Here is a 21,330-nt window from a genome sequence, read left to right on the forward strand (position 1 = left end):
TGCCAGGACCGGCCATGCAAAAAAGAATATAGCTGGCTAATGATTCTTTCCAATATATTGTTCGACCTGTTTGATAGCTTTTGCGACCTAATGAGGCTTGTATGGAATTGCGTCACTTGCGGTACTTCATTGCCGTGGCCGAAGAACTGCACTTTGGCCGGGCTGCGCAGGTGCTGGGCATCTCGCAGCCGCCGCTGAGCCAGCAGATACAGGCGCTGGAACAGGAAGTAGGGGCACGCTTGTTTGAGCGTACCAATCGTCGGGTCGAGCTGAGCGAGGCGGGGCGGTTGTTCCTGCATGAGGCGCGATTGGTGCTGGCTCAGGTCGACAAAGCGGCGGACGTGGCGCGCCGGGCGCAGTTGGGTGAGCTGGGCGAATTGAAGATCGGCTTCACGTCATCGGCACCGTTTAACGCCAGCATTCCCCAGGCGATCTTTGCGTTTCGCCAGGCGTTCCCGGCGGTGCACCTGAGTCTGCAGGAAATGAGCAGCACCGAGGTGGCTGAGTCGCTGGTGGATGAGTCGATTCAGGTCGGACTGATGCGGCCATTACCGTTGCCGGATTCACTGAGTGTGGTCGAGCTGATGCGCGAGCCATTGGTGGCCGTAATGAACGCTGGCCACCCGTTGGTAGCAGGCAGTGAGCGTGGCCTGCACCTGGCGCAGTTGGCGGAAGAGCCGTTTGTGTTTTTCCCGCGCAGCTACGGCAGTGGGCTCTACGCGCAGTTGCTCAGCCTGTGCCGTGACGCCGGGTTTAGCCCGCACTTTGCCCAGGAAGCGGGGGAGGCGATGACCATCATTGGCCTGGTTGCGGCGGGGCTGGGCGTGTCGGTGTTGCCGGCCTCTTATCAGCGCATACGGATAGACGGGGTGGTGTATCGCACGCTGCTGGATCAGGAGGCGGTGACGGCGGTGTGGCTGGTGCAGCGAAAAGGCGCGCAGACGCCGATGGCTGCGGCGTTTGTGGAGTTGTTGACGCGCAAGGCGGTAGTGTAGGCACCGTCACATATCAGGTAACGCAACCGGCTTAGTTATTCGCCGGAAAGTTACGCAGAATCGCTTTTTCTCAAGCGAGTGATATGGATGGCACTTCTCTATCAGCCCAAGGAGGGCAGCGTGTTGATCTGTGATTTCCGAGGTTACGAAGTACCGGAAATCATCAAGATCCGCCCGGTCATTGTGATACGCAAGCACCGAACCAATAAGTTGCTGGTGACGGTTGTACCCTTGAGTACCACTGCCCCGCAGACGATTCTGGATCACCATTTGCAACTCGATAGTCATCTTCAAGGAGCGAGCCCTATCTGCTGGGCAAAATGTGACATTGTGGCGACCGTCAGCCTGGGCAGGCTCGACCGAATCAAAAGCAAAGACCGTCATGGCAAACGAACTTACAAAATCGCTGAACTCACCTCTGATCAGTTTCTAGCGATAAAAGCGGCGGTGCGCAGTGCGCTGGGGTTGCGCTGAGGGATGAGCGGCACTCTGCCACGGGTTGCTGGGAAACTGTTTTCAGGCATACTGCACAAGTTCCCGAAAGGGGCTTGTGAGACTCTGAGGATCCTGGGCAACCAGCCATCGCAGAGCCGGGCAGGAAGCGGCGATGACAAGCCAACCTGTTTGTGAAGAGGGCGCCGAAAGGCGCCCTTTGTCGTTTCTGGAGCGCAGCGAGCTCCAGTTTTATTTCGAAGTGCCCGTCTGCTCAAACAACTGCGCCGCAGTCCCAGACTCATTCACGCCAGTGTTGCGCAACGCCGCCATGATGTCGCGGTCCAGCATGCTCACCCAGCGGTTGTAGTTGCGATGGATCTTGCCATCCTTGTAGCCCAGTTCGCGGCTGTCGCGGTAGGTGATGGCGTAGCTGTTGCGGGTGTAGCGGATGTCGATGGCGGCGTAGTACTGGTTGCGCACGGTGATCTCGGCCTGCACCAGTTGTGGGTTCAGGCGTTGTACCGTCCATTCGCGCTTTTGCAGGGCGTTGACGATCACCGTTTTCATTTTCTCTTCGCTGACCTGGGCAGTGGCCGGCAGGTCGTGCTGGGTGTTGAGCACCGGTTTGCTGGTGCAGCCAGCGGTGGTCAGCAAGGCCAGGGTGATCAGGGTCGCGCGTAACAAGGAAGACATTCCGTATTCTCCAATCGATTAAAAAGTCAGGACCAGCGGCGGAAGATCAGCGAGGTGTTGACGCCGCCAAAGGCAAAGTTGTTGTTCATCACGTAATCGTTGTGCATCTCGCGGAATTCACCTTGCAGGTAATCCAGCTCGCCGCATTGTGGGTCGACTGAATCCAGGTTGAAGGTGTGTACGTACTGGTTGCGGTTCATCATCTCGATGCTGAACCACGACTCCAGTGCGCCGCACGCACCCAAGGTGTGACCGAGAAAGCTCTTCTGCGAACTGATGGGCATGCGGGCGCCGAACAGGCTGCTGGTGGCCTGCGTCTCGGCAATGTCGCCCTGGTCGGTGGCAGTACCATGACCGTTCACGTAGCCGATAGCGGAAGGCTCAAGCCCGGCATCTTCAAGAGCCAGCTCCATCGCGCGGCGCATGGTTTTCTGCTCCGGACGGGTGGTGTGCTGGCCGTCGGCGTTACTGCCAAAGCCGACAATCTCGGCGTGGATATGCGCACCCCGCGCCAAGGCATGTTCCAGTTCTTCGAGCACCAGCATGCCGCCACCTTCGCCGATCACCAGGCCATCGCGGCCGCTGTCATAGGGGCGTGGGCTGGTTTGCGGCGCGTCGTTTTTCAGGCTGGTGGCGTAGAGCGCGTCGAACACCATGGCTTCGGTGGGGCACAGTTCCTCGGCGCCGCCGGCGAGCATCAATGGCAGGCGGCCGAACTTGATCGCTTCATAGGCATAGCCGATGCCCTGGCTGCCGCTGGTGCAGGCGCTCGACGTAGGGATCAGCCGCCCGGTGAGGCCAAAGAAGATGCTGATATTCGCCGCCGTGGTGTGCGGCATCATGCGCACGTAGGAGTTGGCATTCAGCCCCTCGGCGACCGAGTTCAACAGCATATTGCCGAACGCCTTGATCTCGTCGGTGCTGCCGGTGGACGAGCCACACGCCACACCCATGCGCCCGTCCTTGATCGACTCGTCGCCGAGTAAACCGGCGTCTTGCAACGCCTGTTCCGCCGCCCACACCGCCAGGCGCGACACCCGGCCCATGCTGCGCAGTTGCTTGCGCGTCCAGTGCGCGGGCACGACAAAATCGTCGATCGGTCCGGCCAGGCGCGTGTTCAATTCAGTAAAGCGGTCCCACTCGTCCATGCGCCGGATGCCGCTGCGGTTGGCGCGGAAGTTGGCGGAAATGGTCGCCCAATCCCCGCCCAGGGAGGTCATGCCGGCCATGCCGGTGACGACGACGCGTTTCATCAGCACAGGCCTCCATTCACCGCCAGGACCTGGCGCGTGATATAGCCGGCTTCGGCCGACATCAGGAAGTTCACTGCGCCGGCCACCTCTTCAGGCGTGCCCATGCGCTGCGCCGGGATCATCTTCATCAGCTCTTCCACCGGTACGTTTTCATCCAGCATCGCGGTGTCGATCAAGCCGGGTGCGACGCAGTTGACGGTGATCTTGCGCTTGCCCAGCTCGATGGCCAGGGCCTTTGCCGCGCCGATCAACCCGGCTTTGGAGGCACTGTAATTAACCTGGCCACGGTTGCCGATCAATCCGGAAACCGAGGTGATGCACACAATGCGCCCGGCGGCGCGACGACGAATCATCGGCATCATCACCGGGTGCAGGACGTTGTAGAAACCGTCGAGGTTGGTGCGCATCACCACGTCCCAATCGTCTTCCGACAGCGCCGGAAACGCACCGTCACGGGTCAGACCTGCGTTGAGCACCACGCCGTAATAGGCGCCGTGTTGCTCTACGTCGGCTTCAAGGATTTCCTTGCACGTCGCGCGATCCGCCACATCGAATTGCAGCACCCGCGCCTGGCGGCCCAGGGCTTCAACCTCGGCCTGTACCGCCTCGGCGTCGCTACGGCCACTGCGGCAATGCAGCACGATGTCATGCCCGGCCTGTGCCAGGCGCAGCGCGATGGCGCGGCCGATGCCACGGCTGGAGCCGGTGACCAGTACGGATTCAGTCATGGCGATACGTCCTTCGATTCATCTAAATAGGTGGCCGCCTGGGGCGGTCGAAATACATTCAAGCGCGCACTGGCCTGGATACCGCTGCCGGTAAGGTGGCATTCGAACACACCCATGCCGTTGTCGTCTTCCAGGGAGCGCAGGCCGTGAATGCTCAGCTCGGCACCTGCCGGGAAGTGTTCCACATTGCACTCGAACTTACGTGTGCCGAGCAGGAAGCCCAGTTCCACGGCTTCACCTTTGCGGCGCGCGTGGCAACCGGCGTAGGCGGCAACGCTTTGCGCCATCAGCTCGATGCCGACCCAGGCCGGCAGGCTGCCGTCCGGGCGGTTGAACAGGCCGCCGGGCTTGATAGTGGCACGGGTACGAATCTGCTCTTCATCGAACGACAGCACCTGGTCGATCAGGATCATGTCGCCGGCATGAGGCAGCAGTTCGGCGAGTGGCCAATCAATCATGGGGCCTCTCCGATAATCAGGCTGACATTGTTGCCGCCGAAGGCAAATGAATTGCTCATCAGGCAGCGTTTTTCCAGGGCTTGCGCGGCCTGCGCCCACTGCAGGGCGGGCAGTGCCGGGTCGGCCTGGCCGTCCCATACATGCGGTGGCACCCGCTTATGGACCAGGCTCAACCAACAGAACGCCGCTTCCAGGGCGCCGGCTGCGCCCAGGGTATGCCCGCTCATGGGTTTGGTCGACGAGCAGGCCACGCCTTCCGGGAACAGGCCGGCGACTGCCAGGCTTTCCATGGCGTCGTTATGCTGGGTGGCGGTGCCGTGCAGGTTCAGATAACCGATCTGTTCGGGCTGCAACTTTGCGCTGGCGAGCGCCTTGCGCATCGACTGCAACGCACCTTTGCCGGAGGGCTCGGGCGCGGAAATATGGTGCGCATCGCAACTCGCGCCGCTGCCTAACAGGGCGATCGGCGCCGGTTTCTTGCTCATCAGGAACAACACCGCTGCTTCGCCGATATTGATGCCGTTGCGGTTCGCCGAAAACGGGTTGCAGCGCTGGTTCGACACGGCATCCAGCGCGGTAAAGCCATTGAGGGTCAACTTGCACAAACTGTCGACGCCGCCGCAGATCACCGCATCGCACACGCCCAGGTCCAGCAGGCGCTGGGCACTCATCAGCGCGCGGGCGCTGGAGGTGCAGGCGGTGGAGATCACGTAGGCCGGGCCACTCAGTTGCAGCCAGTCGGCGAGGAAGTTTGCCGGGGCACTGAGTTCCTGTTGCTGGTAGTCGTAGTCGCCGGGGAACTGGTTTTCCCGAAGGTAAAGGGCAATCCCGCGACTGGCTTCGTCGATGCCCGAGGTGCTGGTGCCGAGCACAATACCAACCCGTGATGCGCCGTGGGTATTGATCGCCTGGCGGAGCTCGTCTTCGATCTGCAACGCTGCTTCCAGCAACAACTGGTTATTGCGGCTGCTCTGCTGGCCCAGTTCTACCGGGATGCTCGCCAGTTCGCCACGCACACCGGCCACCGGCAGCACGCGCTCCGGCACCCAGCCGCTTTCGGCGCGCATGCCCGAGCAGTCACCGGCAAACAGGCTGCGGCTGACTTCGGCCTGGCCACGGCCGAGGGCGCAGATGATGCCCAGGGCGTTGAGGTAGGCGGTCATCGGGCAGCCCCGAGCGGCGTAATGCGGTAGCTCAAGGGCTGCCCGGTCATGTTCACGCTGAAGACCTCGGACGATTGATACACGATCTGCCAATGCCCCGGCAGGGTGCGCGTCAGGTCCATCGCCTGCGCGCTGGGGTAGAGCGCGCGCACGTCATTTGCCGATGTCAGCGCAAACAGCAATGCGGCAAACAGCTCCCTGGCCTGCGGATTTGGCGGCAGCAAGCCATCGGCCTGCCACTCGCCATTGATCAGCTTTTGGCGGGCCTGTGGGATGCCCAGCGGGTCCATCATCGACCACCGAATCGCCGCGCCTTCGTGCTGGATCACCAGCAGCCAGTCCTGGCTCTGGCCGTCGGCCAGGCGCTGCACATGCAGTTGCAGCGGCAGGGCCAGGGCCGGCGTTTTCTCGGGCAGCGGTGGCTGGCTGGCGCAGGCGCTCAGCAGCAACAGACAGCCGATCAAGAGCATGCGCATCATGGGGCAGTACTCGCCAGGGGTTTGCGGGCCACGCAGTTGACCAGGGTTTCTTCGCGCTGGCCCACTGGCGGCGCCTTGCGCAGGCCCCAGCGCTCGAGCAGGCCGAAGTCGCTGGAGCGGCTCCACCACAAATACGGGTACGAGACGTTCTGCGGGCCAAACTCGAAGCCCTGCTCGCGGAGCATCTGCAGGTACGCTTCGGCGCTTTTCTGCACGTGCATGGGGTGGCGAAACAGCCAACGGATGACCCAGGTGTCGATATAGGCTTCGGTGGACTCAGCAAACAGCAGATAGCCGCCGGGCTTGAGTACACGGTAGAACTCTTTGAGGGCGCGGTGCTGTTCAACCAGATGGTGGAAGGTCTGGTGGCAGAACAGGATGTCGACGCTGGCGTCCGGCACGTCGAGGGTGGCGCAGTCGCTGCCGATCAGTTCGACGCTCAAGCCTTGGCGCGTGGCCTCAACCTGGCTCAACTCCAGGCTGTGGGGGTCAGCGTCCAGGCCGATCAACCGTGAAGGCGCAAATACCTGCTGCAACAGCGTGAAGGATTTGCCCTGCCCGCAACCGGCATCCAGCAATACCGGCGCCTCAGGCAATGGCTCCGTGAACAGGCTGCGCAAGTCGTTGATCGCCACGCGTAACACGCGATGCTGCCAGGTGTGACTGCGCAGGAACCAGAGGCCGAATTTGGTTTCTTCGACGTAGTGCTTACTTAAATACTGGCTGCTCATACCGGTTCACTCGCACAAATCTCCGACAACATCCGCAGCCGCCGTTTGGGCTCACTCACAAACGGGTTGCGCTCATCCCACGCGTAACCGGCGAGGATCGCACTGATCATCCGACGAATCTCCGGCGAGCTGCTCGGATGGAAAATCACATCCTGGAAGGTCCCGGCGTACCAGCCTTCGACGTAGCAGCGAAACGTGTCGACACCCCGTTTCAACGGGGCGGCGAACTCGGTTTGCCAGTCGACGGTTTCGCCTTTGAGCTGACGGTGCAGCACACCGACGGCCATGCTCGCCGAACGCATGGCGATGGTCACACCCGAGGAGAACACCGGGTCGAGGAACTCCGCCGCGTTGCCCAGCAGCGCAAAGCCCGGGCCGTGCAGGGTTTTGACGTTGGCCGAATAGCCGCCGATGGTGCGCGCCGGCGTATCCCACACAGCGTTTTGCAGCACGCCGGACAGGCTTGGGGTTTCATCGATAAAGCCGCGCAGACAGGCATCGAGGTCGCCGTCGCGGCCGTCGAAATGCTCCTTGGCCGCAACCACGCCCACCGAGCAGCGGCCGTTGCTGAACGGGATGGTCCAGAACCAGATATCGCGCTGGGTCGGGTGGGTGGTCACGAGGATCTTGGTGCGGTCGAAGCCTGGGTGTTCGATGTGGTCTGCAACATGCGTGAATACGGCCTGGCGCACCGGAAAAGTCGACGGTACGTCCAGGTCCAGCAGGCGCGGCAACACACGGCCATAGCCGCTGGCGTCGAGCACGAACTTGGCCTTGAGGTGGTACTCGCTGCCGTTTTCGCGACGTACGTGCAGGTAGCGGCACTCGCCGCTGAAATCCACACCGACGATGGTTTCGCCGTAGCGGATCTCTACGCCCTGCACGGCTGCCTGATCCGCCAGCAACTTGTCGAACTCGCCGCGCTGCACCTGAAAGGTGGTGGGCTTGCCGTTGCTGAACGTATCGCTGAAATCAAACGCGCTGTAGCGCTCGCCCCAGGCGAATGCGGCACCTGTTTTCACCTGGAAACCCGCCGCCTGTACGGCGTCGAGCATGCCGGCTTCTTCGATAAAGTCGATGCAGTGGGACAGCAGGCTTTCGCCAATCGAGAAGCGTGGAAAATGCTGGCGCTCGATGATCAATACATCATGCCCTTTGCGCTTTAACAGCGCGGCGGCGATGGCCCCGGACGGACCGGCACCGATCACCACCACCTGGCGACGTTCCATTCAACTGTGGGCACGAGGGCTCCTTGCCACATTGGCATTAATCACATTCATAAGGCGTGCTTCTGTTGCCCGGCCCAGGGTGCCAGCATAAAGCTGAATGCCAGGCCCAGGCTGACCGATAAGCCGAAATTACTCACTGCCGGTGTACTGGACACGGCCAGCAGGCCAAACGACAACCAGGTCGTCAGCGCCGCCAGCAGTGTGCCTAGCAGGCTGACCGCCGGCCCGCCGATCTGCTCGCGCATCAGGATCGCGTAGTCGACGCTGATCGCCGTGACCAGCAGCAAGCCGAACAGGCTGAACAGCGTCAGCGGCTGGCCCAGCCAACCGAGGCTGGCCAGGCTGCACAGCGCCGCCAGCAGCGGCAGGGCGACAATGCGCAAGGCACCGCCAAAACCGAACGGCAGGATCAGCAAGAGCACGATCAGCACGCAGGACATCAATTTCAATTCGGCGGCGCTGATTTGCGTGTCGGCGAACACCCGGTTCAAGTCGCCCAGGCGGTCCACCAGTTGCACGCCGGGTAAATCCACTGCTTGCACCCGCAGCAGCGCCGGGTTGTTCAAACCTTGCAGGCTAACCATTGCCGCCACGCCGCCGTCCACCGGGCCCAGCCACAGGGTGCGCCAAGGCTCGGCCAATGGGCCTGCCAGTGCGGCGTCGATATCCTGCGTAGGCAACGCTTGCAGTTGCGTCACCTCGGCTTGCAGGGCGCTGGCCGGTACGCCAAGGTCCAGCAATGGCTGCCAGTGCTGCGGCAGTTTATTCAATGCGTCGCGCACTTGTTGCTGCTCGGCGGGCAGGCTGACCAGTTGATTGAGCGCCAGATAGCCCTTGAGCTTATCCATGTTCACCAATTGATCCAGGCGCTGCGCCAGTGCGCGCTGGCGCTTCAGCAACTGCTGCTGATCCTGCGCCCGCACCAGGAAAAACTGGCTGGTGGGTTGGAACCCGGTAATCCGCGCGACGGCCTGTGCTTCTTCCAGCAATTGCGGCGGCGCGCCGATCCACTGGCGGATATCGTTTTTGCTGTTCAACTGCCACAAGCCACCGGCGCAAAACAGCACCAGCAGCGCCAGCAAGACCGGGCTCGGCACACGCTTGAGCAGCGAGGCGCGCAGCCGCCACAGGCCTTCGGCTATCCGCAGCGGCCATTGCGCCGGGCGCAGCTCGACGCCCTTGAGCAGTGCCGGCAACAGGCATACGGCGGACAAATAAGCGCCCACCAGGCCGGCGGCGGAGAACACCGCGATCTGTGTCAACGCCGGGAACGGCGTCCACGCCAGCGCCAGGTAACCGATGCAACTGGTCGCCAGGCTCAGGCTCAGGCCGGGCAAGGTCAGGCGCAACGCCGGCCAGCTGCGCCATGGGCGCATGCTCCAGCTTTTCGACAGGTAGTGCAGCGGGTAATCCACCGCCACGCCGATCAGGCTGGAGCCGAGCACCAAGGTCATCACATGCATGTGCCCGAACAGCGCCACACAGGCCACCGCGCCAAACAACATGCCCACCAGCACCGGTACAAAAGCCAGCAACACGCGCCAGCGTCGGAACGCCAGCAACAGCAGTAACAGGATGCCGACGGTAGCGCCGCCGCCGACCCAGGTGATTTCCCGCGTGGCTTGCTGCTGACCATTGGCCGCATACAGCAAGCCACTGGCGGCGAGCAGTTGCGCGCCTTGCTGACTGGCCTGCTCGCGGCTGGCCTGGAGCAAGTCCGCCACTTGCAGCGGCAGGTTCATGTCAAAGGCGTTGCCGGTGGTGCTCGCACGCAGCAGCACCCAACGCTTGCCGTCGGCGTCGGCGACCAACGCGCCGCTGCCGATATCCAATTGCACGGCGCCTTGTTGCGGCTGGCTGTTTTGGATACGCCCGGTCAGCCCCAGCCAGTCATCCTGGCTCGGCACCAGGCTGAACCCGGTAAAGGGGTCGAACAGGGCTTGCACGCGTTGCTGGATAAACGCGTCGGGCTGGTTGATCAGTTGCTCGCGGTCCTTGGCCGAGAGCATCGCCAGGCGACCGCGCAGCAATTGCTCGCGTAGCGCCGGCAAGTCGGCTTGCAGGTTCCACTGCACCTTTTCAAACAACCCGCTGGCCTGCCAGCGCTCGCCCAATTGTTGCGCCACGGCGACCGCTTGTTGGCGGTCGGCATGGCCCACCAGCACGAGTATTTGGCGGTTAAGCGGTTCCTGCATGCGCTGTTCGGCTTGTTGCTCAAGGGCGTCCGGCGTGTTGCCCGGCACCAGCTCCATCAGGTTGGCGGACAACGGCGCGCCGTGGCGCCACTGCCAGCCGGCCAGCGCAAGCACCGCCACCAGCAGGATCAGGAAAAGGCGCGGCAGCAGGCGCTCACTGGGCAAAGTCGTGTTGCTCCGCGTCGCTCAACGGCTGGTTGGCAGTGCTGTCCTGCATGCGCAGCACGGTGCTGTCGCCTTGGGTTTCGAGCAATTCGATTTTTTGCACCAGATCGCCGCCGTCGATATTGATCCGGGTGAAGACTTGCTTGAGCAGCAGCGAGCGGGGGATCAGGGTGAATTGCCACTGCTTGGACTCGCCTTGCAGCTGCAACTCGAAGTCACGCTGCAAGCCACTGCTGTCGCCCTGGAGCACGGCGAGGAACAAGCGGTTCTGCTCGGCGCCGGCGCTCTTGTTGGGCAGCAGTTGCCAGCCGTTGGCGTCGCGGCGGGCAATGCCTTGGGCGCTGATGCGGTAGTCCTGTTGCAACGGGGTTTTCAGCAGCCACAGCAGGCCGTGGTCCTTGGCGAGGACGAAGGTGCCTTTGCTGACCAAGGGTTGGGGCAGGGCGCGCAGGTGTTTTTCCTGGGTGAAGCTGCCGTGGATCACGGAGGGTTTTGCAAGCTGGTCGCTGAGTTGTTGCAGGTCGAAGGCGTGTGCGCTGAAACTCAGGAACAACCCGATCAATGTGGGAGCGGCGGTGCGACGATTCGACTTGCTCGCGAAGAACCTGAGGACGCTGCGGAGTGTCAGGCTGATTGCGTTATCGTTGACGATCTTCGCGGGCAAGCCCGCTCCCACAGGGGTCAGCATTTCAAGGCCCTTTCTACGGCGTCGGTGAATATTTTGGGCGAGGCCAATTGCATCTCACGGCTGGCAACTTCCACCGCCACTTGCACAGTACTGGCACGGGTCAAACGCTCGCCGCTGGCGAGGTCGGTGATCAGGTAATTGACCTTCAAGCGGTTCTCCCACTCCACCAGGCTGGCGCGCACGTTAATGGTCTGGCCGAACACAGCACCGCGCACGTAACGCAGTTGCATGTCGATCACTGGCCAGGCGTAGCCGGACTCGAGCATCGCCGTGTAGTTATGGCCGATCTGGTCCAGCAGCGCGCAGCGCGCCACTTCCAGGTACTTCACGTAATGCCCGTGCCACACGACATTCATGGTGTCGACGTCAAAAAACGGCACGAGGATTTCAGTGTCGCAATGCAGCACACCGGGGCTACGCATGCAGCCTCCAGTGTTGCTCGGCGATGCGTTGCAGGCACAGGCGCAGTTCACCTTCCAGGGCACGGTCTTCGATGACCGGCGGGAAGTCTTTGGCGAGTGCTTCGTGCATCGCCGCCAATGCCGGTGGCAGCGCGCGCGCATCCTCGGCCTGGGCACGCAGCCAAACGCCTTGGTTGGCGGCGAGCAAGGTAGCGGCGGCGACCTGTTCGGTCAGCTCCAGCACGCGGATCGCATCGCGTGCGGCGATGGTGCCCATGCTCACCTTGTCTTGGTTATGGCACTCGGTGGAGCGCGAGAACACGCTGGCCGGCATGGTGTTTTTCAGCGCTTCGGCGGTCCAGGCGCTGGTGCCGATCTGCACGGCCTTGAAGCCATGGTTGATCATCGCGCGGTCAGCCGGGGCGCCGGACAGGTTGCTCGGCAGGCCGTGGTTGTAGCGCACGTCCACCAGCAGCGCGAGTTGGCGGTCGAGCAGGTCGGCAACGTTGGCCACCAGGGTCTTGAGGCTGTCCATGGCGAAGGCGATATGTCCGCCGTAGAAGTGCCCGCCGTGCAACACGCGTTCTTCTTCAGCGTCGATGATCGGGTTGTCGTTGGCGCTGTTCAGCTCGATCTCGATAAACGAACGCAGCCAGTTCAGGCTGTCGGCCAGCACGCCAAGCACGTGGGGCGCGCAGCGCAGCGAATAACGGTCTTGCAGGCGATGCAGGGGGGCGGTAGGCGCATCAATCGCCAGGTCTTTGCGCAGCCAGGCGGCGACTTGCATCTGGCCTGGATGCGGCTTGGCGGCGAACAGGCGCTCGTCGAAGTGTTCCGGGTTGCCTTGCAGCGCCACCACGTTCAGCGCCGTGATGCGCGTGGCCAGTTGCAGCAGGTAGTCGGCGCGGGCGAAGGCCAGGCAAGCCAGGCCGGTCATCACAGCGGTGCCGTTCATCAGCGCCAGCGCTTCCTTGGGCCGCAGTACCAGCGGTTCCCAGCCCAGCTCACGGTGCACGTCGGCAGCCTGGCGGCGTTCGCCACGGAACATCACTTCGCGCTCGCCGGACAGGGTCGCGGCCACGTAGGACAGCGGTGTCAGGTCACCGCTGGCGCCCACCGAGCCCTCTTCCGGGATCAGCGGCAGCACGTCGTGTTCAAGGAAGGCATGCAGGCGCTCGAGCAGTTCCACGCGCACACCGGACACGCCGTGGCACAGCGACTGCAAACGCGCGGCCAGCACGGCGCGGGTCGCTTGGGCGTCGAGCAACTTGCCCAGGCCACAACCGTGAAAGGTGTACAGGTGACGCGGCAGCGCCTCGACGTGCTGCAACGGCACCGCTACCACGCAGGAATCGCCGTAGCCGGTGGTCACGCCGTAGATCACGCCTTCCTTGTCCAGCAGCGAGTCGAGGAACTGCGCGCCCTTGGCAATGCGCTGGCGATACGCGGCATCGTCTTGCAATTGGGTGGGCGCCTGACGATTGGCCAGGGCCAGCACGTCTTCGATGCGCAAAGCGCGTTCGCCAAAGGTTACTGGCTCAAGATGCGTCGTCATCAGTCTTCCAGAAAGGGTAAAAGTTGAACCATTGTTGGGGCGCTTCCAGGCAAAACTGGCCCAGGCGTGCAGCGTAGCGTGCGGTCCACAGGGCTATGACCTGCTCGCGGGTGTTGCGTTTCCATTCGACCCGTTCGGTGAAAGGTTCAATGCTCAGGCGATAGCGGTTGTTGTGCTTGAGGCACATCAGCAGGTTCACCGGGCACTTGAGCAGGCCGGCCAGCAGCCAGGGGCCTTGGGGGAAGGCGGCGTCATGGCCGAGGAAGTCCACGCGCACCGTGCGCCCACCGTGCAGCGGCACGCGGTCGCCGGCAATCGCCAGCCACTCGCCGTCGTCCAGGCGCTGGCTGAGCAGCAGCATGGTGGCCGGGTCCAGCTCGCTGACCTGGATCAGGCGCAAGTGGCTCGCGCCGGCTTCGCCCAGCAGGCGGTTGAATTGTTCGGCGTGCTTGGTGTGCACCAGCACGTTCATGGTGACTTTTTCACCGATCTCCGCGAGGGCGCGGCACACTTCGAGGTTGCCCAGGTGCGCGCCCACCAGCATCTGCCCACGTTCACCGCGCAGTTGCCCGCGCAATTGCGCCGGGTCGTTGATGTCGATCTGCTCCAGGCGCAATTTGCCGTTCCACACGTCGAGCTTATCGAGCATTGAGTCCGCAAACGCCATGAACTGACCGAAGACTTTCCTGTGGGTGGGGCGCAGGTCATCACGCCCGCTCCAGTCGGCCAGGCGTTGCTGGTATTGCCAGGCACTCTGGCGCGCCGTGCGGCCGAACAGGAAGAAGTACAGGACGATCCCGTACAGCAGCGGGCTCAACACCCGACGGCCGAGTACTTTGGCGGCGAAGGCCGTGAGCTTCATCAGCCAATAGCTGCCGCGTTCCTCACGGTCAGCCCAGTGTTTATTGCTGTCGCTCATGCCTGCCACCGTCGCCACAGGATCATCGGTGCACGGATCAGCATGCCGAAGAACAGCCGGGTGTGCATGGCCGAGATACGGACGTTGTCGCGGAACAAACGAAAGTGCGACAAGCCGTCGGCGGGGTAGTGCACCTGGGTGGGCAGCCAGCGCATTGGCTGGTTGCGCCAGGCCAGGCGCACCAGGATGTCGGAGTCGAAGTCCATGCGTGTGCCGATGTAGGCCGAGTCCATCAGCGTCAGCACCGGCGCCAGTGGGTACACGCGAAAGCCGCACATCGAGTCGCGAATCTGCAGCGACAAGGTGTTGATCCACACCCACACGTGGGTCAGGTAGCGCGCGTACAAACGGCCCTTGGGCACGCTGTCGTCGTATTCGGGGTAGCCGCAGATAATCGCATCGGGGTGCCTGCGCGAGGTGTCGATAAACGTCTCGACTTCGCGCAGGTCGTGCTGGCCGTCGGCGTCCACTTGCAGCGCGTGGCTGAAGCCCAGGCGTGCGGCTTCGCGAAAGCCGGCCATCACCGCGCCGCCTTTGCCCTGGTTGTGGGGCAGGGTGAGCAGGGTGACGTTATCCAGGGTGGCAAGCTGCGCCAGCACGGCCGCGCAGGCCGCGCTGCTGCCGTCGTCGACCAGCAGGCAAGGCAGGCCGCTGTTCAACAGGCTGTGGACCACGGCGGGTACGGCGGCTTCGTGGTTGTAGACCGGGATCAAGGCGCAAGGGTTATGCATGACTTTGCTCCTGAAATTGGCCGCGATCCCTGTGGCGAGGGAGCTTGCTCCCGTAGGGCTGCGAAGTAGCCCCAGCATAGGCGACCGAGATCATCCTACTCACTTGGCATCTCCAGCATTATTCGGCCGCTGGAGCAGGCGGCGACGCCGTTGCGGTAGGCGAAGTACAACTTGCCGCGCTCCCGGTCGAAGCGCAGGTGCAGCTCGATTGCGTCGCCGGGGCGTACCAGTTGCTGGAACTTGAGCACTTCCATTCCGGCAAAGGTCGGCGGCAAATCGAGCAGTTGCTGGCCCAGGTTGAACGCCCATTCCACCTGCACCACGCCCGGCAACACCGGCGTGACCGGGAAGTGCCCGCTGAAATAGGCCAGGTCCGGCGGGACGCTCAGTTGTGCGGTCCATTCGCCGTTGGCTTCGACTGTCTCCAGTACTTCTGGCGCCTTTGGGCGCGGCGCCAACAGCAGCGCCTCGATGTCGGCCTGGGGCAGTTTGCCTTGGCTGTTCAGCGGTAACTGCCTCAGCAAACGCCAGCGACGCGGCAGAGCCAGCGTTTCGCAATGTTGGCTCAAGTGTTGGCGCAGGGTTTGGGTGAGCGTACGCCGCCCCTGATTGCGCAGGGCATGCAGGCCCTCGTCGCTCAGCACCACCAGGGCGCCGAGGGAGGCGCGGTTTTCCTGCACCACGCCCAGGCGGGTTTCGGCGACCCACGGATGGGCCATCAGTGCGTGTTCCAGCATGGGCAGGGAAATACGTTTTTCTTCCAGTTTGACGATGCGATCCAAGCGGCCCAGCAGTTCGAAACGGCCATCGGCGTGAATGCGCGCGGCGTCGGCGGTCTGTTCGATATGCCCGTCAGGCAGGTACTTCGAGGCGATGCGCAGCGCGCCGTCTGCATCCTGGCTCAGTTGCACGTCGGCAAACGGCTGCCAAGGCTGCGCACCCTGGCGCCAGGCGATGCCGCCGGTTTCCGAGCTGCCGAGGATTTCCGTGGGCCACTGCTGCAAGCGGTCGTAAAGGCTGCCGGCAGCGTCCACGGGCAGCGCGCCGCCGGAGGAAAACACCCGCGACACCTGGCTCAGTGCCGGCCAGTCGAGGTTATCGCCCATGCGCTTGAGCAGCGCCGGGCTGGCGACCCAGGCAAATTGTCCGTGCTCGCGGCTGGCGCGCTGCATGTCTTCAGGGAAAGCCAACTGCTTGCGCACAAAGGTGCGCCCGGCGCACAGCGGCCAGAGCACGCGGAACAGCAAACCGTAGATATGTTGAGTGGCCACGCTGCCGATGATGCAGGCGTCTTTAAGGTCCGGGCCCCATAGGGTTTCCAGCGCCTCAACTTCGTTAGCCAGCTGGCGCAGCGTCTTGTCGATGCGCTTGGGTTCGCCGCTGGAGCCGGAGGTGCACAGGCTCAGTTGGCAGGTGTCCAGATCGAGGGCGGCTGGGTTCAGCGGTGTTTGAAACAGCGCGTCCAGGTCAGCCGCGTCGGTCAGCCAGGCATCAACGGCCTTGTCCCAGCGTTGGCGGGTCTGAGGTTGCAGGTCGGCGGGCAGCAGCACGCTGACCCCGGCCCGCCAGGCGCCCAGCAGGGCAATTGCCAGCAGGCCGGCATCTTCCAGGTACACGGCCAGGCGCTGGGTACCCCGCGCTTGCAGGCCCGCCGCCAGGCTCAGGGACTGCTCCCACAGCTGTGCATGATTCATCTCAGGTTCGGTGGTGACCAAACGCTGTTGCAGCGGCTCAAGCAGCAAGTGCTCAAGTTTCAACCCATTCATACGCGGCCTCGAACCCTTTGTCGTACCAGCCATTCCACGGCAAACAACAGCCCCATCAGCCCGTAGGCGATCAAGCCGTTGTACAACGTCCACCAGCTCAGCGGCGCCCACAGGGTGAGGGCGGCGGCGAGCAGGCCATTACACAGAAAAAACACGCTCCACACCACGGTAACCTGGCGGGTATACACAATGGCGTGGGGCGGCAACACCGGATCGGTCATGCGCGCCAGGCGCTCGACCATCGGTGGGCCGTATTTCAGGCTCAAACCGAACAGCGACAACATGAACGCGCTGACCAGGCTCGGGTACCAGCGCAACAGTTGCGGGTTATCGAACCAGGCCAACGCTAAACAAAACACGATGATCGCCAACGCCATCCAGCGGCTGCCGGGGCGTCGGGCACCGGTCAGCCCACGCAACAGCCACAGGCTGCCGAGCAGCAGGCCGAATTGCCACGGTGCAAAGTGCTCGGTGCCGTAATACACCGCAAATGGGTACAGCAGCCCCGCCAGCAACAGGCCAAGGCCGATCAGCCGGCTCATGCGGCCGGCTGGACCAGACGGTACACCGCCTCAACCACGTCGTTCACAGTCCGCACCGCCTTGAATTCTTCGGCGGCGATCTTCTTGCCGGTCTGGCGCTTGATATGGTCGATCAAGTCGACGGCGTCGATGCTGTCGATTTCCAGGTCCTGGTACAGGTTGGCGTCCAGGGTGACGCGTTCCGGCGGCAGTTCAAACAGTTCCACCAAGGCATCGCGCAAGGTGTTGAAGATATCGTCACGAGTCTGCATGGTCCGGTCTCAAGCTGCCTGTCTGTCCGTGACGTACGCCGCAAGGCTGGCCACGTTGGTGAAGTGATTACGGGTGTCCTTGGCGTCGGCATCGATCTTGATGCCGTACTTTTTCTGGATCGCCAGGCCCAATTCCAGGGCGTCTACCGAATCCAGGCCGAGGCCTTCGCCGAACAGGGTTTGCTCGCTACCGATGTCGTCGACGCTGATGTCTTCCAGGCCCAGTGCCTCGATGATCAGCATCTTTATGTCGTGCTCAAGGCGGTGTCTGTCGCTCATCTTCGGCGAGCTCCTTAAAAAAATAGTGGTGCAGGTAATCGTTGAGCTTGCGTGAGGCTTGGGGCGCGGGGCCCAGTGATGCGAACGCCTGTGGTTCTATATCGGCACCCACCCGCAAACTGAAGTGCACGCGGCATTTTGGGATGCGATACCAGGGTTCGGCCTTGGTCAGCGTCGTGGGGCTGACCTTGATCACCACGGGGGTGATGATTGTCGCACCCCGCAGCGCAATGGCGGCGCCGCCGCGATGAAAGGCAGGCGCCGCGCCGGGTGTGGTGCGGGTGCCCTCGGGGAAAATGATCAGGGTCTGGCCTGCGCGCAGGGCATCGGCGGCGGCATCGAGCATTTCAGCGCTGCCGTCGTTGCTGATGTAGCCCGCGTCGCGCACCGGCCCGCGGGTAAAGGGGTTCTGCCACAGGCTCTGCTTGACCACGCAATTGGCCTGGCGCACCAGGCCGATCAGAAACACCACATCGATCAGCGACGGGTGGTTGGCGATGATCATCTGGCCCGGGCGCCCAAGTTTTTCCGCGCCGTCGACGCTATAGGTGAGCACGCCGGCGCGTTGCATCAAGCGAATAAAGAACCAGAACAGCCAGCTGATGGTGTGGCGGGCGCGGCGTCGGTGGCTTGCCGCGCTGCCCGGCAGGCAACTGAGCAGGGGAAACACCAGCAACCGCAGGCACAGCCCACCGAAGCCAAACAGCGCGAAGCTGGCGGCGGTGGCGAACAGGCGCCAATAGTAGGCGTCCCGCGGTTTATCGTTCAGGGTTTGCGTTGCCAGTTCCATACGCGGTTCTTCCAGGCATGTTGGCAGGCGACCTGTTCGTTGAGCAGGGTGCGCAGCAGGTTCAGGGCGTGGGGCCACTGGGTTTGAGTGAGTTGGACAGTGCTGGTGCTGAGTTCCAACTGCCACTCGTCGCCCGGTGTCAGCAACAGGCCGAGGGCGTAAGGAAAGGGTACGTCAACGATCCAGCTGGCGTAGGCCTCGGGCGGCTGTTCTTCGGTAATCACCAGCAAAACGGCCGGCGCGCCTTCGTTGAGCAGCGCGGCGGCCTCGAGCATGCCGTGTTCCAGGCCATCGCCCGCGGCCGCGAGGGCGGTCATTTCGCTGGTTTCATTGCGCAGGATCGACCACAGGCCAATCACCGCGTTATGCACCGACAGGCTGAACTGGGTTGGCGACAGTGGCTGGTCGTTGGCCAGGTCGCTGAGAATATCGAGGGTGCGCGGCGTCTCGCCATGCCGGGAAACAAACACCAGTGGCAAGTCCTGCAGGCCCTCGGCCAGCGGCCAGCCTACGCTGAACGCCATGCGCGCCAGGCGGCTCAGGCGGCGACGTTGCATGGCTGGCAGGAACGAGACGTCGGGGCAGGCTTCGCTGGCAGGCAGAGACACCGGTGCCTGGCACCAGGCACGCCATTCATCCGCGCTTTCCAGGCCAGGGGCCCAAGCGCGCCATTGGGCGATGTTGAAAGTGATCACTGAGAAGGTATCCCGCCCCTGCGGGCTTCCATGTGCGACTTTTGGCCCCGAATACCGGGACAGGGAGCAATAGCCGAATGGCGCGCATTATCCGGGTGCCGTGGGGTTCTAGCAAATATTGGTAAAAAATTGTTCACAGCTGATTACAGTTGGGCGGGAAAGATTTACAGATTGTCCTTCACCGGGCGCTGGGTTGGGTTGTCGGACCGGTCCTGTTCGTTTGTCGGGGATGGATGAACGAGGTAGCGAACATTCGCTTAAGCCCTCTACACTCGGGCATTCATTGATACACGGAGGTTTTTCCATGCGGCGCGTGGTGTTCAATCAAAAAGGCGGCGTTGGCAAGTCCAGCATTGCCTGCAACCTGGCGGCGGTCAGCGCCAGTGAAGGCTATCGAACCCTGTTGGTGGACCTCGATGCACAAGCCAACTCAACCCAATACCTCACAGGGCTGACCGGCGACGACATCCCCATGGGTATCGCGGATTTTTTCAAGCAAACCCTGTCTTCCGGGCCGTTTTCCAAGAAAAACAAAGTCGATATCTACGAAACCCCCTTCGACAACCTGCATGTGATCACCGCCACTGCGGAATTGGCAGACCTGCAGCCCAAGCTTGAAGCCAAGCACAAGATCAACAAGCTGCGAAAGCTGTTGGACGAACTGAGCGAAGACTACGACCGGATTTACCTGGATACGCCGCCGGCGCTGAATTTTTATGCGGTTTCGGCGCTGATTGCTGCCGATCGCGTGCTGATCCCGTTTGATTGCGACAGCTTCTCCCGTCAGGCACTGTACGGCCTGCTGGCTGAAATCGAAGAATTGAAGGAAGACCACAACGAAGGCCTGGAAGTGGAAGGTATCGTGGTCAACCAGTTCCAGGCGCGAGCGAGCTTGCCGCAGCAGATGCTCGATGAGTTGATTGCAGAAGGGTTGCCGGTGCTGCCGGTGTACCTGACCAGCTCCGTGCGCATGCGTGAGTCGCATCAGGAGAACAAGCCGCTGATCCATCTGGACCCACGGCATAAGCTGACGCAGCAGTTTGTGGAATTGCATAACCTGCTGGAAAACGCGTGACCTGAAAGACAACACAAAACCCCTGTGGGAGCGGGCTTGCTCGCGAAAGCGGTGGTTCAGTCAGCTAATGCAGCGACTGACACACCGCTTTCGCGAGCAAGCCCGCTTGTGTCTTGAACCAGGCTTAAACTGAAGGTGAGAGCGGTGAGTGACAAGCTGAATGCCCGAAGTGCTTAAAGCACGTGTGGGAGCCCATGCTGTCACTCACCTCTCCACTCTGGTCATTGAGCCCGAACAGTTGAACGAGCCCACCTCGAACAGTTACAAGCGTGGGCCAAGCCAGAGCGCTCTCACCTTGAGTGTAAGAGGATTTGGCTATGTTTTCCTATCCAGCAGGTATTGATGTCTCCAGCGGTAGCCTCGAGATTCGGGTTGATCAACTGGATGTAGCGATGAGTTGTTCCAATTCGCAGAGTGATTTTCCTGGGTTAATTGGATGGCTAACCCTGCATCGCGTGGGTCGAGTGTTGCTGGAGGCCACTGGCGGTTACGAGCGCAAAGTCATGAAAGCGCTTCAAGCTGCGGGCTTTGAAGTCATACGGATCAACCCTTGCCGAGCCAAAAGCTTTGCCCGGGCTATGGGGCAACAAGCCAAAACCGATCCGATAGATGCACGCCTTCTTGCGCAGTTCGCAGCGGTCATCAAATCGCCCGATAGCCGGGTTACCAGCGCCGAGCAGGATGATTTGCGCGCCCTAGTCCAACAGCGAGAGCACTTTGTTCAGCAAAGAGATGACGACAAACGGCGGCTTAAAACGGCCTCCTCTGACGTGGTCAAGCCTGCGCTGCAGAGTCATATCGACTATTTGCAAAAAGTGCTGAAGGAGCTGGAAAGCCTGATCCGCCAAAGTACAGAACGTCTGGATCGTAAAAAAGTAGCCCTTCTGTGCTCAGTCAAAGGCATAGGACTTGTTACAGCGGCCAGCTTGATGTCCTATCTTCCGGAGCTAGGCGAGGTGGGTAGACATCAGATTGCAGCATTGAGCGGCACTGCGCCCTACAACGACGATAGCGGCAAGCACAAAGGCAAGCGTCATATCAGCGGCGGCAGGTTCGCCGCGAGGCGCTCACTGTATATGGCCTGTTGGTCAGTGATCCGGTTTCAGCCTGAGTT

The 21,330-nt window shown here is 62.2% G+C and carries 24 protein-coding genes; 4 read left to right on the forward strand and 20 right to left on the reverse strand.

Translation table 11 applies throughout. The annotated features are described in order from the left end of the window. Nucleotides 1–101: 101 nt before the first annotated feature. Both BFP95_RS24005 and BFP95_RS24010 read left to right on the forward strand, forming a co-directional pair. Entirely contained in the window at nucleotides 102–995 is an 894-nt protein-coding gene (locus BFP95_RS24005; RefSeq protein ID WP_065879828.1) for a LysR family transcriptional regulator, read from the forward strand. 87 nt (nucleotides 996–1,082) lie between these two features. Continuing rightward, nucleotides 1,083–1,469, forward strand: a complete 387-nt coding sequence (locus BFP95_RS24010; RefSeq protein ID WP_065889141.1) for a type II toxin-antitoxin system PemK/MazF family toxin — start codon at nucleotides 1,083–1,085, stop codon at nucleotides 1,467–1,469. Between the two features lie 210 nt (nucleotides 1,470–1,679). Here the strand turns inward: BFP95_RS24010 and BFP95_RS24015 are convergent, their stop codons facing one another. The 20 genes from BFP95_RS24015 to BFP95_RS24110 all read right to left on the reverse strand — a co-directional run bounded on the left by BFP95_RS24015 (nucleotide 1,680) and on the right by BFP95_RS24110 (nucleotide 19,141). Beyond that, a complete protein-coding gene (locus BFP95_RS24015) occupies nucleotides 1,680–2,123 on the reverse strand; it encodes a hypothetical protein (protein WP_065910815.1) in 444 nt (147 codons plus the stop codon). 26 nt (nucleotides 2,124–2,149) lie between these two features. Further along, nucleotides 2,150–3,376 (reverse strand): beta-ketoacyl-ACP synthase, encoded by a 1,227-nt coding sequence (locus tag BFP95_RS24020; protein ID WP_065875719.1) that lies wholly within the window; start codon nucleotides 3,374–3,376, stop codon nucleotides 2,150–2,152. Further along, the gene (gene fabG, locus BFP95_RS24025) at nucleotides 3,376–4,104 is read right to left on the reverse strand and encodes a 3-oxoacyl-ACP reductase FabG (RefSeq protein WP_065875718.1); all 729 of its coding nucleotides are present in this window, start codon (nucleotides 4,102–4,104) and stop codon (nucleotides 3,376–3,378) included. The genes BFP95_RS24020 and fabG overlap by 1 nt, the downstream gene beginning before the upstream one ends. Continuing rightward, complete coding sequence (locus tag BFP95_RS24030) at nucleotides 4,101–4,562, reverse strand: ApeP family dehydratase (RefSeq protein WP_065910816.1); 462 nt, start codon at nucleotides 4,560–4,562, stop codon at nucleotides 4,101–4,103. The genes fabG and BFP95_RS24030 overlap by 4 nt, the downstream gene beginning before the upstream one ends. Continuing rightward, the gene (locus BFP95_RS24035) at nucleotides 4,559–5,725 is read right to left on the reverse strand and encodes a beta-ketoacyl-[acyl-carrier-protein] synthase family protein (protein WP_065910817.1); all 1,167 of its coding nucleotides are present in this window, start codon (nucleotides 5,723–5,725) and stop codon (nucleotides 4,559–4,561) included. Before BFP95_RS24035 ends, BFP95_RS24030 begins: the two co-directional genes overlap by 4 nt. After that, nucleotides 5,722–6,204 carry a hypothetical protein gene (locus BFP95_RS24040; protein WP_065875715.1) on the reverse strand — a complete coding sequence of 161 codons (483 nt, stop codon included), beginning with the start codon at nucleotides 6,202–6,204 and terminating at the stop codon, nucleotides 5,722–5,724. The genes BFP95_RS24035 and BFP95_RS24040 overlap by 4 nt, the downstream gene beginning before the upstream one ends. Further along, a complete protein-coding gene (locus tag BFP95_RS24045; RefSeq protein ID WP_065875714.1) occupies nucleotides 6,201–6,935 on the reverse strand; it encodes a class I SAM-dependent methyltransferase in 735 nt (244 codons plus the stop codon). Before BFP95_RS24045 ends, BFP95_RS24040 begins: the two co-directional genes overlap by 4 nt. Continuing rightward, nucleotides 6,932–8,164, reverse strand: a complete 1,233-nt coding sequence (locus tag BFP95_RS24050) for an NAD(P)/FAD-dependent oxidoreductase (protein WP_065875713.1) — start codon at nucleotides 8,162–8,164, stop codon at nucleotides 6,932–6,934. The genes BFP95_RS24045 and BFP95_RS24050 overlap by 4 nt, the downstream gene beginning before the upstream one ends. 47 nt (nucleotides 8,165–8,211) lie before the next feature. Continuing rightward, nucleotides 8,212–10,524, reverse strand: coding sequence for an MMPL family transporter (locus tag BFP95_RS24055; RefSeq protein ID WP_065910818.1), 2,313 nt, complete (start codon nucleotides 10,522–10,524; stop codon nucleotides 8,212–8,214). Continuing rightward, nucleotides 10,514–11,212 carry an outer membrane lipoprotein carrier protein LolA gene (locus tag BFP95_RS24060; RefSeq protein WP_065910819.1) on the reverse strand — a complete coding sequence of 233 codons (699 nt, stop codon included), beginning with the start codon at nucleotides 11,210–11,212 and terminating at the stop codon, nucleotides 10,514–10,516. The genes BFP95_RS24055 and BFP95_RS24060 overlap by 11 nt, the downstream gene beginning before the upstream one ends. Further along, nucleotides 11,206–11,634, reverse strand: a complete 429-nt coding sequence (locus BFP95_RS24065) for an acyl-CoA thioesterase (protein WP_065910820.1) — start codon at nucleotides 11,632–11,634, stop codon at nucleotides 11,206–11,208. Before BFP95_RS24065 ends, BFP95_RS24060 begins: the two co-directional genes overlap by 7 nt. Continuing rightward, the gene (gene hutH, locus BFP95_RS24070) at nucleotides 11,627–13,168 is read right to left on the reverse strand and encodes an HAL/PAL/TAL family ammonia-lyase (protein ID WP_175402999.1); all 1,542 of its coding nucleotides are present in this window, start codon (nucleotides 13,166–13,168) and stop codon (nucleotides 11,627–11,629) included. The genes BFP95_RS24065 and hutH overlap by 8 nt, the downstream gene beginning before the upstream one ends. After that, complete coding sequence (locus BFP95_RS24075) at nucleotides 13,152–14,087, reverse strand: LpxL/LpxP family acyltransferase (protein ID WP_065875708.1); 936 nt, start codon at nucleotides 14,085–14,087, stop codon at nucleotides 13,152–13,154. The genes hutH and BFP95_RS24075 overlap by 17 nt, the downstream gene beginning before the upstream one ends. Continuing rightward, nucleotides 14,084–14,818 carry a glycosyltransferase family 2 protein gene (locus tag BFP95_RS24080; RefSeq protein ID WP_065875707.1) on the reverse strand — a complete coding sequence of 245 codons (735 nt, stop codon included), beginning with the start codon at nucleotides 14,816–14,818 and terminating at the stop codon, nucleotides 14,084–14,086. Before BFP95_RS24080 ends, BFP95_RS24075 begins: the two co-directional genes overlap by 4 nt. Nucleotides 14,819–14,913: 95 nt before the next feature. Further along, on the reverse strand, nucleotides 14,914–16,584 hold the full coding sequence (locus BFP95_RS24085) for an acyl-CoA synthetase family protein (protein WP_065910821.1): 1,671 nt from the start codon (nucleotides 16,582–16,584) through the stop codon (nucleotides 14,914–14,916). Beyond that, nucleotides 16,581–17,126, reverse strand: a complete 546-nt coding sequence (locus BFP95_RS24090) for a COG4648 family protein (protein ID WP_065875705.1) — start codon at nucleotides 17,124–17,126, stop codon at nucleotides 16,581–16,583. The genes BFP95_RS24085 and BFP95_RS24090 overlap by 4 nt, the downstream gene beginning before the upstream one ends. Beyond that, complete coding sequence (locus BFP95_RS24095; protein WP_003187949.1) at nucleotides 17,123–17,377, reverse strand: acyl carrier protein; 255 nt, start codon at nucleotides 17,375–17,377, stop codon at nucleotides 17,123–17,125. The genes BFP95_RS24090 and BFP95_RS24095 overlap by 4 nt, the downstream gene beginning before the upstream one ends. 9 nt (nucleotides 17,378–17,386) lie before the next feature. Then, the gene (locus BFP95_RS24100) at nucleotides 17,387–17,656 is read right to left on the reverse strand and encodes a phosphopantetheine-binding protein (protein ID WP_065875704.1); all 270 of its coding nucleotides are present in this window, start codon (nucleotides 17,654–17,656) and stop codon (nucleotides 17,387–17,389) included. Beyond that, nucleotides 17,634–18,446, reverse strand: a complete 813-nt coding sequence (locus BFP95_RS24105; RefSeq protein ID WP_065875703.1) for a lysophospholipid acyltransferase family protein — start codon at nucleotides 18,444–18,446, stop codon at nucleotides 17,634–17,636. Before BFP95_RS24105 ends, BFP95_RS24100 begins: the two co-directional genes overlap by 23 nt. Beyond that, on the reverse strand, nucleotides 18,422–19,141 hold the full coding sequence (locus BFP95_RS24110) for a beta-ketoacyl synthase chain length factor (protein WP_065879844.1): 720 nt from the start codon (nucleotides 19,139–19,141) through the stop codon (nucleotides 18,422–18,424). Before BFP95_RS24110 ends, BFP95_RS24105 begins: the two co-directional genes overlap by 25 nt. Before the next feature lie 304 nt (nucleotides 19,142–19,445). On the opposite strand from BFP95_RS24110, the gene BFP95_RS24115 reads away from it, so the two are divergent. Then, nucleotides 19,446–20,216, forward strand: coding sequence for a ParA family protein (locus tag BFP95_RS24115; RefSeq protein WP_049710378.1), 771 nt, complete (start codon nucleotides 19,446–19,448; stop codon nucleotides 20,214–20,216). A gap of 317 nt (nucleotides 20,217–20,533) precedes the next feature. Beyond that, a partial coding sequence (locus BFP95_RS24120) for an IS110 family transposase (RefSeq protein WP_065909028.1) occupies nucleotides 20,534–21,330 on the forward strand: 797 nt, incomplete at its 3' end.

This window comes from Pseudomonas sp. 58 R 12, assembly GCF_900005865.1.
Classification (GTDB): Bacteria; Pseudomonadota; Gammaproteobacteria; order Pseudomonadales; family Pseudomonadaceae; genus Aquipseudomonas; species Aquipseudomonas tritici.

What these genes read in the sequence shown, in the direction of transcription:
- BFP95_RS24095 (WP_003187949.1), bottom strand. Translation starts at nt 17,377, where the DNA reads ATGCAGACTCGTGACGATATCTTCAACACCTTGCGCGATGCCTTGGTG.
- BFP95_RS24065 (WP_065910820.1), bottom strand. Translation starts at nt 11,634, where the DNA reads ATGCGTAGCCCCGGTGTGCTGCATTGCGACACTGAAATCCTCGTGCCG.
- BFP95_RS24020 (WP_065875719.1), bottom strand. Translation starts at nt 3,376, where the DNA reads ATGAAACGCGTCGTCGTCACCGGCATGGCCGGCATGACCTCCCTGGGC.
- BFP95_RS24035 (WP_065910817.1), bottom strand. Translation starts at nt 5,725, where the DNA reads ATGACCGCCTACCTCAACGCCCTGGGCATCATCTGCGCCCTCGGCCGT.
- BFP95_RS24100 (WP_065875704.1), bottom strand. Translation starts at nt 17,656, where the DNA reads ATGAGCGACAGACACCGCCTTGAGCACGACATAAAGATGCTGATCATC.
- BFP95_RS24010 (WP_065889141.1), top strand. Translation starts at nt 1,083, where the DNA reads ATGGCACTTCTCTATCAGCCCAAGGAGGGCAGCGTGTTGATCTGTGAT.
- BFP95_RS24115 (WP_049710378.1), top strand. Translation starts at nt 19,446, where the DNA reads ATGCGGCGCGTGGTGTTCAATCAAAAAGGCGGCGTTGGCAAGTCCAGC.
- BFP95_RS24075 (WP_065875708.1), bottom strand. Translation starts at nt 14,087, where the DNA reads ATGAGCGACAGCAATAAACACTGGGCTGACCGTGAGGAACGCGGCAGC.
- BFP95_RS24040 (WP_065875715.1), bottom strand. Translation starts at nt 6,204, where the DNA reads ATGATGCGCATGCTCTTGATCGGCTGTCTGTTGCTGCTGAGCGCCTGC.
- BFP95_RS24005 (WP_065879828.1), top strand. Translation starts at nt 102, where the DNA reads ATGGAATTGCGTCACTTGCGGTACTTCATTGCCGTGGCCGAAGAACTG.
- BFP95_RS24030 (WP_065910816.1), bottom strand. Translation starts at nt 4,562, where the DNA reads ATGATTGATTGGCCACTCGCCGAACTGCTGCCTCATGCCGGCGACATG.
- BFP95_RS24060 (WP_065910819.1), bottom strand. Translation starts at nt 11,212, where the DNA reads ATGCTGACCCCTGTGGGAGCGGGCTTGCCCGCGAAGATCGTCAACGAT.
- BFP95_RS24050 (WP_065875713.1), bottom strand. Translation starts at nt 8,164, where the DNA reads ATGGAACGTCGCCAGGTGGTGGTGATCGGTGCCGGTCCGTCCGGGGCC.
- hutH (WP_175402999.1), bottom strand. Translation starts at nt 13,168, where the DNA reads ATGACGACGCATCTTGAGCCAGTAACCTTTGGCGAACGCGCTTTGCGC.
- BFP95_RS24105 (WP_065875703.1), bottom strand. Translation starts at nt 18,446, where the DNA reads ATGGAACTGGCAACGCAAACCCTGAACGATAAACCGCGGGACGCCTAC.
- BFP95_RS24085 (WP_065910821.1), bottom strand. Translation starts at nt 16,584, where the DNA reads ATGAATGGGTTGAAACTTGAGCACTTGCTGCTTGAGCCGCTGCAACAG.
- BFP95_RS24080 (WP_065875707.1), bottom strand. Translation starts at nt 14,818, where the DNA reads ATGCATAACCCTTGCGCCTTGATCCCGGTCTACAACCACGAAGCCGCC.
- BFP95_RS24090 (WP_065875705.1), bottom strand. Translation starts at nt 17,126, where the DNA reads ATGAGCCGGCTGATCGGCCTTGGCCTGTTGCTGGCGGGGCTGCTGTAC.
- fabG (WP_065875718.1), bottom strand. Translation starts at nt 4,104, where the DNA reads ATGACTGAATCCGTACTGGTCACCGGCTCCAGCCGTGGCATCGGCCGC.
- BFP95_RS24045 (WP_065875714.1), bottom strand. Translation starts at nt 6,935, where the DNA reads ATGAGCAGCCAGTATTTAAGTAAGCACTACGTCGAAGAAACCAAATTC.
- BFP95_RS24015 (WP_065910815.1), bottom strand. Translation starts at nt 2,123, where the DNA reads ATGTCTTCCTTGTTACGCGCGACCCTGATCACCCTGGCCTTGCTGACC.